General features: G+C 68.7%; 14 protein-coding genes. 11 read left to right on the plus strand and 3 right to left on the minus strand.

Annotation, left to right across the window (positions count from 1 at the left end; translation table 11 throughout):
• Positions 1 to 22 precede the first annotated feature (22 nt).
• Positions 23 to 619, plus strand: coding sequence for a TetR/AcrR family transcriptional regulator (locus BLR21_RS01545; RefSeq protein WP_090003817.1), 597 nt, complete (start codon positions 23 to 25; stop codon positions 617 to 619).
• Between the two features lie 115 nt (positions 620 to 734).
• Positions 735 to 911 (plus strand): NAD(P)-dependent oxidoreductase, encoded by a 177-nt coding sequence (locus BLR21_RS42200; protein ID WP_176929401.1) that lies wholly within the window; start codon positions 735 to 737, stop codon positions 909 to 911.
• On the opposite strand, the gene BLR21_RS01550 is transcribed toward BLR21_RS42200, so the two are convergent.
• The gene (locus tag BLR21_RS01550) at positions 908 to 2,077 is read right to left on the minus strand and encodes an NAD(P)/FAD-dependent oxidoreductase (RefSeq protein WP_090003818.1); all 1,170 of its coding nucleotides are present in this window, start codon (positions 2,075 to 2,077) and stop codon (positions 908 to 910) included. The genes BLR21_RS42200 and BLR21_RS01550 overlap by 4 nt on opposite strands.
• The gene (locus BLR21_RS01555; RefSeq protein WP_090003819.1) at positions 2,074 to 2,391 is read right to left on the minus strand and encodes a bifunctional 3-phenylpropionate/cinnamic acid dioxygenase ferredoxin subunit; all 318 of its coding nucleotides are present in this window, start codon (positions 2,389 to 2,391) and stop codon (positions 2,074 to 2,076) included. The genes BLR21_RS01550 and BLR21_RS01555 overlap by 4 nt, the downstream gene beginning before the upstream one ends.
• 570 nt (positions 2,392 to 2,961) lie before the next feature.
• On the opposite strand from BLR21_RS01555, the gene glyA reads away from it, so the two are divergent.
• Genes glyA through BLR21_RS01595 form a run of 8 tightly spaced genes read left to right on the plus strand, consistent with a single transcriptional unit; the run spans position 2,962 to position 14,082 of the window.
• Entirely contained in the window at positions 2,962 to 4,248 is a 1,287-nt protein-coding gene (gene glyA / locus BLR21_RS01560; protein ID WP_276526487.1) for a serine hydroxymethyltransferase, read from the plus strand.
• Between the two features lie 18 nt (positions 4,249 to 4,266).
• On the plus strand, positions 4,267 to 5,352 hold the full coding sequence (locus tag BLR21_RS01565) for an S-(hydroxymethyl)mycothiol dehydrogenase (protein WP_090003821.1): 1,086 nt from the start codon (positions 4,267 to 4,269) through the stop codon (positions 5,350 to 5,352).
• On the plus strand, positions 5,349 to 5,978 hold the full coding sequence (locus BLR21_RS01570; protein WP_090003822.1) for an MBL fold metallo-hydrolase: 630 nt from the start codon (positions 5,349 to 5,351) through the stop codon (positions 5,976 to 5,978). The genes BLR21_RS01565 and BLR21_RS01570 overlap by 4 nt, the downstream gene beginning before the upstream one ends.
• A gap of 50 nt (positions 5,979 to 6,028) precedes the next feature.
• The gene (locus tag BLR21_RS01575; protein WP_090003823.1) at positions 6,029 to 8,479 is read left to right on the plus strand and encodes a GcvT family protein; all 2,451 of its coding nucleotides are present in this window, start codon (positions 6,029 to 6,031) and stop codon (positions 8,477 to 8,479) included.
• Entirely contained in the window at positions 8,476 to 8,904 is a 429-nt protein-coding gene (locus tag BLR21_RS44350; RefSeq protein ID WP_090003824.1) for a hypothetical protein, read from the plus strand. The genes BLR21_RS01575 and BLR21_RS44350 overlap by 4 nt, the downstream gene beginning before the upstream one ends.
• Before the next feature lie 26 nt (positions 8,905 to 8,930).
• Positions 8,931 to 10,100: an aromatic ring-hydroxylating oxygenase subunit alpha gene (locus BLR21_RS01585; RefSeq protein WP_090004438.1), complete on the plus strand. Its 1,170-nt coding sequence runs from the start codon at positions 8,931 to 8,933 to the stop codon at positions 10,098 to 10,100.
• A 5-nt stretch (positions 10,101 to 10,105) separates the two neighbouring features.
• Positions 10,106 to 11,818 (plus strand): BCCT family transporter, encoded by a 1,713-nt coding sequence (locus BLR21_RS01590; protein ID WP_090003825.1) that lies wholly within the window; start codon positions 10,106 to 10,108, stop codon positions 11,816 to 11,818.
• Entirely contained in the window at positions 11,818 to 14,082 is a 2,265-nt protein-coding gene (locus BLR21_RS01595) for an FdhF/YdeP family oxidoreductase (protein WP_090003826.1), read from the plus strand. The genes BLR21_RS01590 and BLR21_RS01595 overlap by 1 nt, the downstream gene beginning before the upstream one ends.
• 2 nt (positions 14,083 to 14,084) lie before the next feature.
• Here BLR21_RS01595 and BLR21_RS01600 read toward each other — a convergent pair whose 3' ends face one another.
• Positions 14,085 to 14,744 carry a GntR family transcriptional regulator gene (locus BLR21_RS01600; RefSeq protein ID WP_090003827.1) on the minus strand — a complete coding sequence of 220 codons (660 nt, stop codon included), beginning with the start codon at positions 14,742 to 14,744 and terminating at the stop codon, positions 14,085 to 14,087.
• A gap of 69 nt (positions 14,745 to 14,813) precedes the next feature.
• Here BLR21_RS01600 and BLR21_RS01605 point away from each other — a divergent pair, with 69 nt between their 5' ends.
• Positions 14,814 to 16,052, plus strand: a complete 1,239-nt coding sequence (locus BLR21_RS01605) for a sarcosine oxidase subunit beta family protein (protein WP_090003828.1) — start codon at positions 14,814 to 14,816, stop codon at positions 16,050 to 16,052.
• The last annotated feature ends 5 nt before the right edge of the window (positions 16,053 to 16,057 follow it).

Here is a 16,057-nt window from a genome sequence, read left to right on the forward strand (position 1 = left end):
GCTCTCGGGGATGATGGTGCGCATGGGGTATCACGGCTGGCAGGGCAACCCACCCGGCACCGAGGACGAGGCACGCCGCCGGATCGTCAAGGCGGCGATGGCTTGTGTGGACCGCGTCGGGCTCGCCAAGACCAGCATGTCCGTGGTCGCCGCCGAGGCGGGCGTGACGCGGCAGACGGTCTACCGCTACTTCCCACGCCTCGCGGACATCCTCAGCGCCGTCGCGCTGGCAGGCGTCGAGGACTTCGCCGCGCGGATGGCACGGCACCTCGCCTCGTTCGGCAGCCCGGCCGAGGTGGCCGTGGAGTCCGTGGTGTTCGGCGTCCTGGAGGTCCCGCGGGAGCCGTACCTGGGCTTGCTCCTGCAGGCAGGCGAATCCGACGTCTTCACCGTCGCGGTGACCTCCCCTGAGTCCTTCGCGCTCGGGGCGCGCATCCTCCGCGACGTGCCAGTGGACTGGGCCGGCGCCGGGATCGCCACCGACGACGAGCTCCAGGGGCTCGCCGAGATCCTGATGCGGCTCTTCCTGTCGTTCCTGCAGCATCCCTCGACGCCGGCGCTCACCGACGACCAGTTGCGAGCTCTGGTCCGCCGGTGGATCGGGCCCGCTCTTCGGTAACCACGGTGATCGTGTGTTGTCGCCCTGACGGCATGATCGTGAACCTGCAGCAGCAGGGCGAGCTTGGTGCAAGTCGTTGACCGCAAACCGCTCAACGATTATGACTATTGCTTCAGTGCTGACCGATCTCGACTGGACCTACATCTCTCCCGCAGACGAGATCCCCCGGCGCACCGGCACCTTCCGGCTCGGCGGCGACCAGATGCTCACCGCGGCGGACGGCAGCAGCCTCGTCAGCGCCGAGGACGTGGCGGACGAACCAAGCAGAACCGGGCGGTCCAGCGTCGCCTAGTGAGGTTCGCCGGCCGCGAGCTGCCTGCGCATCCTGCCGAAGAGCTTGGCGTTGTTCATGGCGAGAACGCCGATGGGATGGCCGGCGCGGCGGAACTCGGCGACGAACTTGCGGTCGTCGGGAGAGCCGTCGATCACGGTGATCTCGTCCGCGCCGCTGGTGTCGCCCGCGAGTTGCAGGCGAACGCCGTACTGGTCGGACCAGACGTAGCCGGATGGCCGGAACGTGTCGAGGGTGGCTCCCGCGAGAAGGTTGCGCATGGCCACGACTGGTTGTTCTGAGGCGTTGGTCCAGTGCTCGTGGCGGACATGGCGACCGTCGGGGGTGCGGTACCGGGCGACGTCGCCGACGGCGACCACCGAGGGGATCGGCGTGACACAGCCGCTGTCGCACAGGACTCCGTTGTCGAGCGGGAGTCCCGATCCGCGCAGCCAGTCGGTCGCGGGCTCCATGCCGATGCCCGCCACCACCACGTCGGCGGGGAGGTGGGAGCCGTCGTGCAGCGCGACCCCGGTCACTCTGGAACCGTTGTGGGTGAACGAATCGACGCCGACGCCGAGACGGAGGTCGACGCCGTGGTCCGCGTGCAGGTCGGCGCACAGCGCGCCCAGCATCGGCCCGAGTGCGCGTTCCATCGGTACCGCGGCGGCCTCGACGGCCGTCACCTCCAGGCCGAGCGAACGGCAAGTGGATGCGACCTCGGCCCCGATCCAGCCCGCGCCGACGACCACGACCTGGGTGCCGGGACGCAGATCCGCTTGCAGCGCAACGGCGTCGTCGAGCGTGCGGAGGGCGTGCACGCCGGTCAGGGCGGCGGTGCCGGGCAGCGTGCGGGGACGGCCGCCGGTAGCGATCACCAGGCCGTCCGCGCGGATCACCGAGCCGGTCGAGAGGTGGATCTCTCCCGTTGCCGGATCAACCCGTTCGGCACGGACACCAAGTCTCCACTCGGCCGCCCACTCGTCGATGTCGCTCTGCTCGGCGAGGGCGAGTTCCTCGGCGGGAAGCTTGCCCGAGAGGAACGCCTTCGAGAGGGGTGGCCGGTCGTAGGGTGCGTGGACCTCTTCGCCGATCACCACGATGCGCCCGTCGAAGCCCTGGTTCCGCAGTTCCTGCACGGAACGCAGGCCGGCCAGCGAGGCGCCGACCACGGCGACTGTCCTCATGCGACAGCCTCACGGACCTTCGTGTCCACGTAGATCATGTCGTCCTGCACCACGACGGGGTACGTGCGCACGGCCTTCTTGGCGGGCAGGCAGGTCGGCACGCCGGTGCGGAGGTCGAAACTGGCGGCGTGCAGCGGGCATTCGACGAAGCAGCCCTCGAGCCAGCCCTCGGAGAGGGAGGCGTCCTGGTGGCTGCAGGTGTCGTCGATGGCGTAGAGCTCGCCGTCCGCGTTGAAGACGGCGATTGCCACGTCGCCAGAGATCCGGATGGACTCGCCCACGGGAAGGTCGGCCACCGGGCACGCTGTGATCATCAGAAGCCTCCGTTGCGCATTACGGAACACGGTGTGTGATACGCAACACCAGAATGACTCAGGACGGGGAAGTGCGTCAAGGAGCGTCCTGAGGAGCAAAGGTGGTTGCGCCAGTCGGTTCCCGTCGCGTGGGCAACAACGGGGAGGAGCGCGACACCGCGCTCGGCCGAAGACGGGTATGCGACCTGCATCGAGGAGCTGGACCAGGGCTGCACGCGGTCGCGGTCCCGAGTTCGGCGACATCGTCGCGGCGATCGGCGCCGCGGGTCCGGCCTACCGGCTGTCGCAGCGGCGCATCCCGAGGTGGCGGACGCGGTGTCGCGCGACCTCTCCGTCCGCATGAGGCACCCCGCTCGCTGACGGCGCCCACATCGACGAGCCTCCGGTTCCGGCCAGAGGCTCGTTGGCGTTCAAGGGTTTGTGACCGGTCAGTAGCTTTCTGCCGCATGCCTCCGTCCGTGCGACAGAGGCTTGACAACCCCGTTTTCGAGTCTCACTGTGATGCGCGCCGCAGTTGCACAATGCGAACAACGTTGCGTATTACGGAACAAGCTCGGAAGGGTCGGCCCGTTGTCACTCTCCGCATCCACCTCTGTTCTGGACCAGGACCTCGAGGAGCTCGACCCCGAGGTCGCCGCCGCGATCGGTGCCGAGCTGCACCGCCAGCAGTCGACGCTGGAGATGATCGCTTCTGAGAACTTCGCGCCCGTGGGAGTGCTGCAGGCGCAGGGCTCCGTGCTGACGAACAAGTACGCCGAGGGCTATCCCGGACGCCGGTACTACGGCGGCTGCGAGCACGTCGACGTGGTCGAGGCGCTGGCGATCGAACGGGTGAAGGCACTCTTCGGCGCCGAGCACGCGAACGTGCAACCGCACTCGGGCGCGCAGGCCAACGCCGCGGCGATGGCGGCGGTGCTCCAGCCCGGCGACACGATCATGGGGCTGGACCTGGCGCACGGCGGTCATCTGACCCACGGCATGCGGATCAACTTCTCCGGCCGGCTGTACAACGTCGTTGCCTACCACGTCGATCGCGAGTCCGGCCGGGTGGACATGGCCGAGGTCGAACGGCTGGCGCGGGAGAGCCAGCCGAAGCTGATCATCGCGGGCTGGTCGGCCTACCCGCGGCAGCTGGACTTCGCCGAGTTCCGCCGGATCGCCGACGAGGTGGGCGCCAAGCTGATGGTGGACATGGCGCACTTCGCCGGCTTGGTCGCGGCGGGCCTGCATCCCAGCCCGGTGCCGTACGCCGACCTGGTCACCACCACCACGCACAAAACGCTGGGCGGTCCCAGGGGTGGGGTGATCCTGTGCACGAAGGAGCTGGCCAAGAAGGTCGACTCCACAGTGTTCCCCGGCCAGCAGGGCGGGCCGCTGCAGCACGTCATCGCGGCCAAGGCGGTGGCGTTCAAGGTCGCGGCGAGCGAGGAGTTCCGCGAACGCCAGCAGCGGGTGCTGGAGGGCGCGAGCCTTCTCGCACAACGGCTTGCGCGGCCCGACTGCGCCGAAGCCGGGGTGAAGGTGCTCTCCGGCGGCACCGACGTGCACCTGGTGCTCGTCGACCTGGTCGGCTCCGAGCTGGACGGCAAGCAGGCCGAGGACCGGCTGCACCGCATCGGCATCACGGTCAACCGCAACGCGGTGCCGTTCGACCCCCGCCCGCCGATGGTCACCTCAGGCCTGCGCATCGGCACCCCGGCGCTGGCCACCCGCGGCTTCACCGCCGAGAGCTTCACCGAGGTCGCCGACATCATCGCCGCCGCGCTCGCGCCGTCCTTCGACGAGACCGTCGAGGCGGATCTGGCCGCCCGCGTCGAGTTGCTGGCGAAGAACCACCCCCTCTACCCCCACCTCTGACGAGTCAGGAGAGATTCAGTGGCACATGCGGTGAACGGCGTCGTGGCGGCGGGGCGAGGAGCCAAGGTCTCGGTCGAGACCATCCTGGTGCCGGATCCCGGTCCCGGCGAGGCGCTGGTGAAGGTGCGGGCCTGCGGGGTCTGCCACACCGACCTGCACTACCGGGAGGGCGGGATCAACGACGAGTTCCCGTTCCTGCTCGGGCACGAGGCCGCGGGCGTCGTCGAGGCCGTCGGCGACGGCGTGACCGACCTCGAACCCGGCGACTTCGTGATCCTGAACTGGCGCGCGGTGTGCGGCTCCTGCCGGTCGTGCCTGCGGGGACGGCCGCAGTACTGCTTCAACACCCACAACGCCACTCAGCCCATGACGTTGGCGGACGGCACCCCGTTGTCGCCGGCACTCGGCATCGGCGCCTTCGCGGAGAAGACGCTCGTACACAGTGGACAGTGCACGAAGGTGAATCCGGAGGCGCCGGCGGAGGTCGCGGGCCTGCTCGGCTGCGGGGTCATGGCGGGCATCGGTGCCGCGATCAACACCGGCGGGGTAAGCCGGGGCGACAGCGTGGCGGTGCTCGGTTGTGGTGGTGTCGGTGACGCGGCCATCGCGGGCGCGCGGCTGGCAGGAGCGAGCAAGATCATCGCCGTCGACCTCGACCACACGAAACTCGAATGGGCGCAACGGTTCGGGGCCACCCACACCATCGATGCCCGTAACCAGGACGTCGTGGCGGCCATCCGGGAGCTGACCGGCGGCAACGGCGCCGACGTCGTGATTGACGCGGTGGGTCGCCCGGAGACGTTCCGTCAGGCCTTCTACGCGCGCGACCACGCCGGAACCGCCGTGCTGGTGGGCGTGCCGACCCCGGACATGACGTTCGACCTGCCGTTGATCGACGTGTTCTCCCGCGGCGGCGCCGTGAAGTCCTCCTGGTACGGCGACTGCCTGCCCAGCCGCGACTTCCCGATGCTCATCGACCTCTACCTCCAGGGACGCCTGGACCTCGGCGCGTTCGTCACGGAGACGATCGGCCTGGAGGACGTCGAGAAGGCGTTCGAGGACATGCACCACGGCCGCGTGCTGCGCTCGGTGGTGGTCCTGTGAGCGCGCGAATCGAGCACGTGGTCACGTCCGGGACGTTCAGCCTGGACGGCGGCACCTGGGACGTCGACAACAACGTCTGGCTGATCGGTGACGACTCCGAGGTGCTCGTCATCGATCCCGCCCACGACGCGGAAGCCGTCCTCGAGGCCATCGGTGGCCGCACCGTGGCCGCGCTCGTCTGCACCCACGGCCACGACGACCACATCAACGCCGTCGCCCAGATCGCGGACAAGGTCGGTGCCCCGATCCTGATCCACTCGGACGACAGGGCACTGTGGACGGTCGTGTACCCGGACCGCGAGCCGGACCTCTGGCTGGTCGACCGAGCCGTTCTCGAGGCGGCGGGCACGACTTTCGAGGTGCTCAGCACACCGGGCCACACCTACGGCTCGATCTCCTTGTACACACAGGATCTCGGCGCGGTCTTCACCGGGGACACCCTGTTCGCGGGCGGACCGGGAGCGACCGGCCGGTCGTACTCGCACTTCCCGACGATCATCACCTCGATCCGCGAACGACTGCTCACGCTGCCACCGGACACGGTCGTCCACACCGGACACGGCCCCACCACGACCATCGGCGCCGAGGCACCCCAGCTCGACGACTGGATCAAGCGCGGCCACTGACTGCCAGGAACATCAGGCGCAGCCCCACCACAGACGGCAGGAGAACTTTCATGGCAACGCAGCCACGCGTTGTGCTCATCGGAGCGGGCATCGTCGGGTGCGCGCTGGCCGACGAGCTGACCGCGCGCGGGTGGACCGACGTCACCGTGCTCGAACAGGGACCGCTGTTCGCGACGGGCGGGTCGAGCTCGCACGCGCCGGGCCTGGTCTTCCAGACCACCGGGTGCAGGACGATGACCTCGTTCGCCAAGTACACGGTGGAGAAGTACACGGCGCTGACGCTCGACGGGAAGTGGTGCTTCCAGCAGCTCGGCGGCCTGGAGGTGGCGACGACCCCGGAGCGGTGGACGGACCTCCAGCGCAGGCACGGCTGGGCCACGTCGTGGGGTGTCGAGAGCTTCCTGCGTGATGCGGGGGAGTGCGCCGAGCTGCACCCGTTGCTCGACCCGGAGCAGATCCTCGGCGGGTTCCACATCCCGAGTGACGGTCTCGCCAAGCCGCTTCGAGCAGCCGAGGCACAGGCCAGACGTGCGATGGAGCGGGGCGCGAAGTTCCTGGCACACCACAAGGTCACCGGCATCGAACGCACCGGCCGCCGCGTGCGCGCCGTCGTCACCGAGCACGACACCTTCGCCGCTGACGTCGTGGTGTCGTGCGTCGGCATGTGGGGCCCGCGGATCGGGCGGATGGTCGACCTCGACATCCCGCTGGTCCCGATGGCCCACCAGTACGCGAAGACCACCCCGTTGCCAGTGCTCAAGGGTGTCAACAGCGAGCTCGGCGAGATGTCGAAGCCGTTGCTGCGACACCAGGACGCGGACCTGTACTTCCGCGAGCACGTCGACCGCATCGGCATCGGCGCGTACGGGCACCGGCCGATGCCGATCTCGGCGGACGACATCCTCGACTTCGACGTCGCGCCGACCATGCCGTCCGAAATCGCGTTCACCCCGGAGGACTTCGAGACCTCCTGGGACGCCGCCGTCGACCTGCTGCCGGTGCTGGCCGACTCGAAGGTCGAGGAAGGCGTCAACGGCCTGTTCTCCTTCACCCCCGACGGCAACCCGCTGCTCGGCGAACACCCCGGCCTGAACGGGTTCTGGGTGGCCGAAGCGGTGTGGATCACGCACTCCGCCGGTGTGGCCAAGGCGATGGCGGAGTGGCTGGTGGACGGACAGCCGACGATCGACCTGCACGGGTGTGACCTCAACCGGTTCGAAGCCGTCCAGCGCTCGCCCGGTTACGTGCACGAGCGCAGCTGCCAGAGCTTCGTCGAGGTCTACGACATCCTGCACCCGCTGCAGCCGGCCGAGCGGCCACGGCCGTTGCGGACGAGCCCGTTCTACGAGCGGCAGGTCGAGCTCGGTGCGGTGTTCCTGGAGGCGTCGGGCTGGGAGCGGCCGCACTGGTACGAGGCCAACGCCGCACTGCCCGAGGTCGCGGAGATCCCCGAACGCAACGAGTGGGCGTCCCGGTTCTGGTCGCCGATCGCGGGCGCCGAGGCCCTCGTCGCACGTAAGCGGGTCGCGATGTTCGACATGACGGCGCTGAAGCGGCTGGAGGTCAGCGGCCCGGAAGCGCTGACGTTCCTGCAGACCATGACCACCAACCAGCTCGACCGCAAACCGGGCGCGGTGGTCTACACGTTGCTGCTCAACGAGGACGGGGGAGTGCGCAGCGACCTCACGATCGCCCGGCTCGGCGAGGACCGCTTCCAGGTCGGCGCGAACGGCCCGCTCGACCTCGACTGGCTGCGCCGGCACCTGCCCCCGAACGGCGGCGTGCACATCGCCGACATCACGCCGGGTACCTGCTGCATCGGCCTGTGGGGACCGGAAGCGCGAAACCTGCTGCAACCGTTGACGCGAGCGGACTTCTCCCACGAGGCCATGGGCTACTTCAAGGCGAAGGAAGCGTACATCGGTGATGTGCCGGTCACCGCGATGCGCCTGTCCTACGTCGGCGAGCTGGGCTGGGAGCTCTACACCACCGCGGACATGGGCCGCCGCCTGTGGGACACGCTCTGGGAGGCCGGGCAGGAGCATGGTGTCATCGCAGCCGGGCGCAGCGCGTTCACCAGCATGCGGCTGGAGAAGGGCTACCGCTCGTGGGGCACGGACGTGAACGCCGAGCACGACCCGTTCGAGGCGGGCCTCGGTTTCGCGGTCCGCATGAACAAGGGCTACTTCCGCGGCCGCCAGGCTTTGGAGGGCCGGTCCGAGGAAACGGCCGAGCGCAAGCTGACCTGTCTGACCATCGATGACGACCACCAGGTGGTCATGGGCTCCGAACCGGTGTTCGCGGGCGGGGCGCCGGTCGGATACGTCACCAGCGCGGCGCGCGGCTACTCGATCGGCAAGAACATCGCCTACGCCTGGTTGCCCGCCGAGGTCGCCGTGGAGGGAACGCCGGTAGAGATCGAGTACTTCGGCGAGCGAGTCCAGGCGGTCGTCGCGGCGGAACCGCTGTTCGACCCCAAGATGACCCGGATCCGCTCATGACGCACGACGTGATCGTGATCGGACTCGGGCAGACCGGTGGGGCCGCCGCTCACCGGCTCGCCTTGCGCGGACTACGGGTTCTGGGGCTGGACAGCCGGTCACACGGCGAGCTTCCCAGCGCGGACGAGGCCTTCCTCGCCGGCGCCGACCTGCGCTTCGAGGAAACGGTGATCGACTGGTACGGCGAGCAGTCCGGCACAGGCGCCCGCGTCCTGACGTGGACGAGTACCCACGCCGCGCCGATGCTCGTCATCTGCGCCGGACCGGACTCGCGAACGCTGCTGGCGAACCTCGGGGAGCACGCGGACCAGGTGCTGCTCGGACCGCATCCGCGGCTACCGCAGGTGTTGATCGGCTACGGCTCCGCGAACGCGGCACAGGCCGGCGACGCGCTGGCCGACCTGGCCACCGGCGCCCTCCTCTGACACTTTCTCATCACCACGGAGTGACCATGACCGCGACCGAACTCCCGTCCAGCCTGATCCCCACCCTGCCAGGCAACACCTACACCGATCCCACGATCTTCGAGCTCGAGCAGGAGAGGATCTTCGAGCGGATGTGGTTCTGCGCTGTCCGGGCCGCGGACCTGCCGCAGCCGGGCAACTTCAGAACTGTCCAGATCGGACGCGAGAGCGTGCTCGTGACCCGCTCGCGGGACGGTTCCCTGCGCGCGTTCCTCAACATCTGCCGGCACCGCGGCGCCAAGCTGTGCGTCGAGGAGACCGGCACGGTCAAGCGCAACTTCCAGTGTCCGTACCACGCCTGGACCTACGGGCTCGACGGCAAGCTGGTCGCCGCCCCGAACCTCACCTCGATGCCGGACATCGACCGCACCGAGTATGGCCTGAAGACCGTTCACCTGCGCGAGTGGCTCGGCTACGCGTGGATCTGTCTCGCCGCGGAGCCGCCGCCGTTCGAACAGACCGTTCAGCACGACGTCCAGGAACGGCTCGGCAACCTCGACGCGATCGGCAACTACCAGGTCAGCGAACTGGAGCTGGGCCGCCGGATCACCTACGACGTCAAGGCCAACTGGAAGCTCATCATCGAGAACTTCATGGAGTGCTACCACTGCGCGACCATCCACCCCGAGCTCACGGAGGTCCTGCCGGAGTTCGCGGACGGGTACGCGGCGCAGTACTACGTCGGGCACGGCGCGGTGTTCGGCGAGGAGATCAAGGGCTTCACCATCGACGGCGGCGAGGGCTTCGACCGGCTTGATGGAGTGGACTCCGAGCAGGACCGCCGGTACTACGCGATCACGGTGCGCCCGCAGGTGTTCATCAACCTGGTGCCCGACCACGTGATCGTGCATCGGATGTTCCCGATGGCCGCCGACCGCACGATCGTCGAGTGCGACTGGCTCTACGCCAAGGACGTCGTGGCGTCCGGCAAGGACGTCTCTCGGTCCGTGGAGCTCTTCCACCGCGTCAACGAGCAGGACTTCGACGCGTGTGAACGGTGCCAGCCCGCGATGTCGTCGCGGGCCTACGCCAATGGTGGCGTCCTCGTTCCCTCCGAGCACCACATCGGAGAGTTTCATCAGTGGGTGCAGGACGCTCTGGCGACCGGCACGACCAGGGGGCACGACCAGCAGACCACATCAACGAAGAGGTGGTAACCGCTATGCCCGCCAAACCCGAACCGACAACCCATCCCACCAGGAAGACGGGCACCGACCGCGTCGTGTTCGTCGTGTCCGCGGCCGTTGCCGGGGCGTTCCTGGCCTGGGGTGTGCTCGGCACCGAAAGTCTCGGCAGCGTTTCCTCCGCGGTGCTCGGCTGGCTGATCACGAACGCCGGCTGGGCGTTCCTCACCGCGGCCACCGGTTTCGTGATCTTCGCGTTGTGGCTGGCTTTCAGCCGTTACGGCAAGATCCCGCTCGGTCAGGACGGGGAACGGCCGGAGTTCCGGACGATCTCGTGGGTCGCGATGATGTTCAGCGCCGGCATGGGCATCGGGCTGATGTTCTACGGCGTCGCGGAACCTCTGTCCCACTTCGTGAAGCCACCGCCCGGCACGGTGCCGGGTGGGTCGGACGCCGCGGTCGAGACCGCGATGGCGACCTCGTTGTTCCACTGGGCGATCCACCCGTGGTCGATCTACGCCGTCGTCGGCCTGGCGATCGCCTACGGCACGTTCCGCCGCGGGCGCAGGCAGCTGATCAGCGCCGCGTTCGCCCCGCTGTTCGGTGACCGCGTCTCCGAGGGCCCGCTCGGCCGGCTGATCGACATCCTGGCGATCTTCGCGACCCTCTTCGGCTCCGCCGCGTCGCTCGGCCTCGGCGCGCTGCAGATCGGCAGCGGGTTGAAGGCGGGCGGCTTCGTGGCCGAGAACCCCGGTGTCGGCGTGCTCATCGGCATCATCGCCGTGCTGACCGTCGCGTTCGTCGCCTCGGCCGTCTCCGGTGTGGCCAAGGGCATCCAGTGGTTGTCCAACATCAACATGGTCCTCGCGACCGTGCTGGCGGTCTTCGTGTTCGTCGTCGGGCCGACGGTGCTGATCCTCAACCTGGTGCCGGCGGCCATCGGTGACTACTTCCGCGAGATGGGCGAGATGATCTCCCGCTCCGGCGCGTCCGGCGGCGAGGCCATGGAGAGCTGGCTGTCGTCGTGGACGATCTTCTACTGGGCCTGGTGGATCTCGTGGACGCCGTTCGTCGGGATGTTCATCGCGCGGATCAGCCGCGGCCGGACGATCAAGCAGTTCGTCAGCGGTGTGATCCTGGTTCCGTCGGTGGTCAGCCTGATCTGGTTCACGATCATGGGCGGTACCGCGATCACGTTGCAGCGCACCGGAACCGATCTGGCCGGCGCGGGGAGCCCGGAGGGGCAGCTGTTCGGCGTACTCGACCAGTTCCCGCTGGCCGCGGTCGCCGGCGTGGTGGTGATGGTCCTCGTGGCGATCTTCTTCGTCTCCGGCGCCGACGCCGCCTCACTGGTCATGGGCACGCTGTCGCAGCGCGGCGCCATCGAACCGCGTCGTGGCCTGGTGGTGTTCTGGGGCGTGGCGACCGGTGGCGTGGCCGCGGTGATGCTGCTGGTCGGCGGTGGCGGCGCGACCGCGCTGACCGGCCTGCAGAACCTCACGATCATCGCCGCCGCACCGTTCGCGCTGATCATGGTCGTGCTGTGCGTGGCCCTGGCCAAGGACCTGCGCAGTGACCCGATGGTCCTGCGCAACGAGCAGAGCGCCGAGATCGTCGAGCAGGCCGTGCTCGTGGGCAACGAGGAGTACGACGGCGACTTCTGCCTGCAGCTGGCGCCGATTCCTGCCAAGGCCGTCGGCAACGGCAACGGCAAGGTCGTGGATCCCGTGGTGCTGGAGGAGAAGGCCTGATGGCGCGACGCGCTCCCGAGCAGGACATCGACGAGAACGACCTGGAGGTGGGTGAGCCCGGCCGGCCGGCGGCCGGGGTCACCGGCGTCCTGGTCTCGCTCGGCCGCAGCTGGGAGCAGATGGGTGTGGTCCGCTCCGTGCGGACCCTGCCCCTGCTCAACCAGCATGGCGGGTTCGACTGCCCGGGCTGCGCGTGGCCGGATCCGCAGGGTCATCGCAAGGTGGCGGAGTTCTGCGAGAACGGCGCGAAGGCCGTCGCCGAGGAAGCCACCACGCGGCGGATCGGCCCCGAGTTCTTCGCCCGGCACTCGTTGTCCGAGCTGGAGGAGAAGACCGACTACTGGCTCGGTCAGCAGGGCAGGCTGACCGAGCCGATGGTCCGCCGGCCCGGTGACGACCACTACCGGCCGATCAGCTGGGACGACGCGTTCAGCCTCATCGCCCGTGAGCTGAACGCGCTGCCCAGCCCGGACGCGGCCGCCTTCTACACCTCCGGCCGGACCAGCAACGAGGCCGCGTTCCTCTACCAGCTGCTGGTCCGCTCGTTCGGCACCAACAACCTGCCGGACTGCTCGAACATGTGCCACGAGTCGTCCGGCTCGGCACTCGTCGAGACCATCGGCATCGGCAAGGGTTCGGTGTCGCTGGAGGATCTGGAGAACGCCGACCTGGTGCTCGTGGTCGGGCAGAACCCCGGCACGAACCACCCGCGGATGCTGGCGTCGCTGGAGACGGTGAAGCGGCGAGGCGGGAAGATCATCGCGGTCAACCCGTTGCCGGAAGCCGGTTTGCTGCGGTTCAAGAACCCCCAGAACGTGCGGGGCGTGCTCGGCCACGGCACCGCACTGGCCGACGAGTTCGCGCAGATCCGGCTCGGCGGTGATCTCGCGCTGTTCAAGGCGATCTCGGGGTTGCTGCTGAAGGCCGGCGCGGTCGACCACGACTTCGTCTCGCGGTACACCCACGGGTTCGCCGAGTTCGCCGCGCAGGACGTCGACTGGGAGCTCACCGAACGCGCGACCGGGCTGGAGCGCGAGCAGATCGAGCGGATCGCGGACATGATCGCGTCCGCCGAGCGCGTGGTGGCGTGCTGGGCGATGGGCCTCACCCAGCACAAGCAGGCGGTGCCGACCATCCGCGAGGTGGTCAACGTGCTGTTGCTGCGCGGGATGATCGGCAAGCCGGGCGCCGGCGTGTGCCCGGTGCGCGGCCACTCCAACGTCCAGGGCGACCGCACGATGGGCATCTGGGAGAAGATGCCCGAGTCGTTCCTGGCTGCGCTGGAGCAGGAGTTCGGTGTGCCGGTGCCGCGCCGCCACGGGTTCGACGTCGTCGAGGCGCTGCACGCGATGCACGAGCGCAAGGTCCGGGCTCTCGTGGCGGTGGGCGGCAACTTCGCTTCCGCCACGCCGGACACCGAAGCGACGGAACGTGCTCTTCGCAGTCTTGCTTTGACCGTGCACGTGTCGACGAAGCTCAACCGTTCGCACGTGGTGGCGGGCCGGACGGCGTTGATCCTGCCGACGCTGGGCCGCACCGAACGTGACGTGCAGGAGGCGGGGGAGCAGTTCGTCACCGTCGAGGACTCGATGTCGGTCGTGCACACGTCACGTGGACGGCTGGGGCCTGCCTCGTCGCACCTGTTGTCCGAGATCGCGATCGTCTGCCGGCTCGGTTCGGCGTTGCTGGGCAACGACCACGCGGTGCCGTGGGCGAGCTTCGAGCGGGATTACGACCTCGTGCGTGACCGCATCGCGCGGGTCGTGCCCGGCTGCCACGACTACAACCGCCGGGTCCGCGAGCCCGACGGGTTCGTGCTGCCGCATCCGCCGCGTGACAGCCGCGAGTTCGACACGCCGACCGGCAAGGCGAACTTCACGGTCAACGAGGTGGAACTGATCGAGGTGCCACCCGGCAGGTTGCTCTTGCAGACCCTGCGCAGCCACGACCAGTACAACACCACGATCTACGGGCTGTCCGACCGTTATCGCGGCATCGAGAACGCGCGCCGCGTGGTCCTGGTGCACCGGCAGGACATCGAGGACGCGGGGTTCGCCGACGGCGACCTGGTCGACATCGTGTCCGAGTTCGGCGACGAGGAGCGGTGGGCGCGCGGGTTCCGCGTGGTCGCGTTCCCGACGCCCCGCGGCTGCGCGGCGGCCTACTACCCGGAGGCGAACGCCTTGGTACCGCTGCGATCCGTGGCCGACGGCTCGAACACCCCGGTCTCCAAGGCCGTCGTCATCCGGCTGGTACGGCCGTGAGCTCAGATCAGGGCGCGAACGGCGCGTTCGAACCCGATCACGTGCTGGGAGGCGAGCTCGGCCGCCTTCTTGCCGTCGCCCTCGACGATGGCGGTCAGCAGTGGGACGTGTTCGTCGACGTGACCGGCCATTCCGGACAGTCGCGGCAGGAACACGCACCAGATGCGGGTGGCCAGGTTGTCGTAGGAGATCAGCGTGTCCTCGAGGAACGGGTTGTGCACGCAGCGGTAGATGGCGCGGTGCACGCCGACGTCGGTGCGGAGCAGTTCCGTGTTGTCGCCCGATGGCGCCGCCGTGTCCAGCTGGGAGCGCAGCTCGGTCAGCGCGGCCCGGTCCTCGGTCGTGGCGCGTTCGGCTGCGGCTGCCGCGGCGAGGGGTTCCAGCGTCCGGCGGACCTCGGAGATGTGCGCGAGGTCGGAGATGTTCACGTCGGTGGCGAACGTGCCGCGGCGCGCGAAGGCGACGACGAGCCGTTCCTGCTCGAGTCGCTTCAACGCCTCGCGGATCGGGGTGCGGCCGACGCCGAGCTCGGCGCGCAGCCGTTCCTCGTTGATGGGCTCGCCGGGCTTGATCTCCAGCATCACCAGGCGATCGCGCAGGACGGTGTACGCCTGCTCGGTGAGTGAAGCGGCCGCGGGCTCGTCGTTGACCCGAGTGTTCATGTGACCTACTGTACTACGCAGACTGATATACCAGTAGTCGACCAGATGATTTCGCTGGAGGCGTCGCGCATGACCAGCCCGGCTCAGCCCCCCGGAGCACACCTGCCCGAGCACCCGGACTTCCTGTGGGAGAACCCGGAACCGAAGGCTTCCTACGACGTTGTGATCGTCGGCGGTGGCGGGCACGGCCTCGCGACCGCGTACTACCTCGCGAAGGTGCACGGCATCACGAACGTCGCGGTGCTGGAGAAGGGCTGGCTCGCGGGCGGCAACATGGCCCGCAACACCACGATCATCCGGTCGAACTACCTGTGGGACGAGAGCTCCGGCATCTATGAGCACTCGCTGAAGCTGTGGGAGGGCCTGGAGGAGGACCTCGGTTACCCGATCCTGTTCGACCAGCGCGGTGTGCTGAACCTCGCGCACAGCCTGCAGGACGTGCGGGACAGCGTCCGGCGGGTCAACGCGAACCGCCTGAACGGCATCGACGCGGAGTGGGTGGATCCCGCCGGGGTCAAGGAGATCTGCCCGATCGTCAACGTTTCGCCGGACGTGCGCTACCCGGTGCTGGGCGCGACCTATCAGCCGCGTGCGGGTATCGCGAAGCACGACTACGTGGCGTGGGGCTACGCGCGGGCCGCGCACGCGATGGGTGTCGATCTGATCCAGAACTGCGAGGTCACCGGCCTGGAGACCGCAGGTGGCCGGATCACCGCGGTCCAGACTTCGCGCGGTCGCATCGCCGCCGGCAAGGTCGCGTTGTGCGCCGCCGGACACAGTTCGGTGCTGGCGAAGATGGCCGGTATCCGGCTTCCGCTCGCCTCGCATCCGTTGCAGGCACTGGTGTCCGAGTTGCTGGAGCCGGTGCATCCGACCGTCGTGATGTCGAACGCGGTGCACGTCTACGTCTCCCAGGCGCACAAGGGAGAACTGGTGATGGGCGCCGGGATCGACAGCTACAACGGTTACGGCCAGCGGGGTTCGTTTCACATCATCGAGCAGCAGATGTCGGCGGCGCTGGAGCTGTTCCCGGTCTTCGCCAGGGCGCACCTGCTGCGGACGTGGGCGGGCATCGTCGACGTCAGCCCCGACGCCTCGCCGATCGTCGGTCTGACCCCTGTTGGTGGGTTGTATCTGAACTGCGGCTGGGGAACCGGTGGTTTCAAGGCGACGCCCGGTGTCGGCGACTGTTTCGCGCACACGATCGCGCACGACAAGCCGCATCCGTTCAACGAGCCGTTCACCCTCGAGCGCTTCACCACCGGCGCTCTCGTCGACGAGCACGGCGCTGCCGCCGTCGCGCACTAGTAGGA

The organism is Lentzea albidocapillata subsp. violacea (genome assembly GCF_900100275.1).
GTDB classification, from domain to species: Bacteria; Actinomycetota; Actinomycetes; order Mycobacteriales; family Pseudonocardiaceae; genus Lentzea; species Lentzea violacea.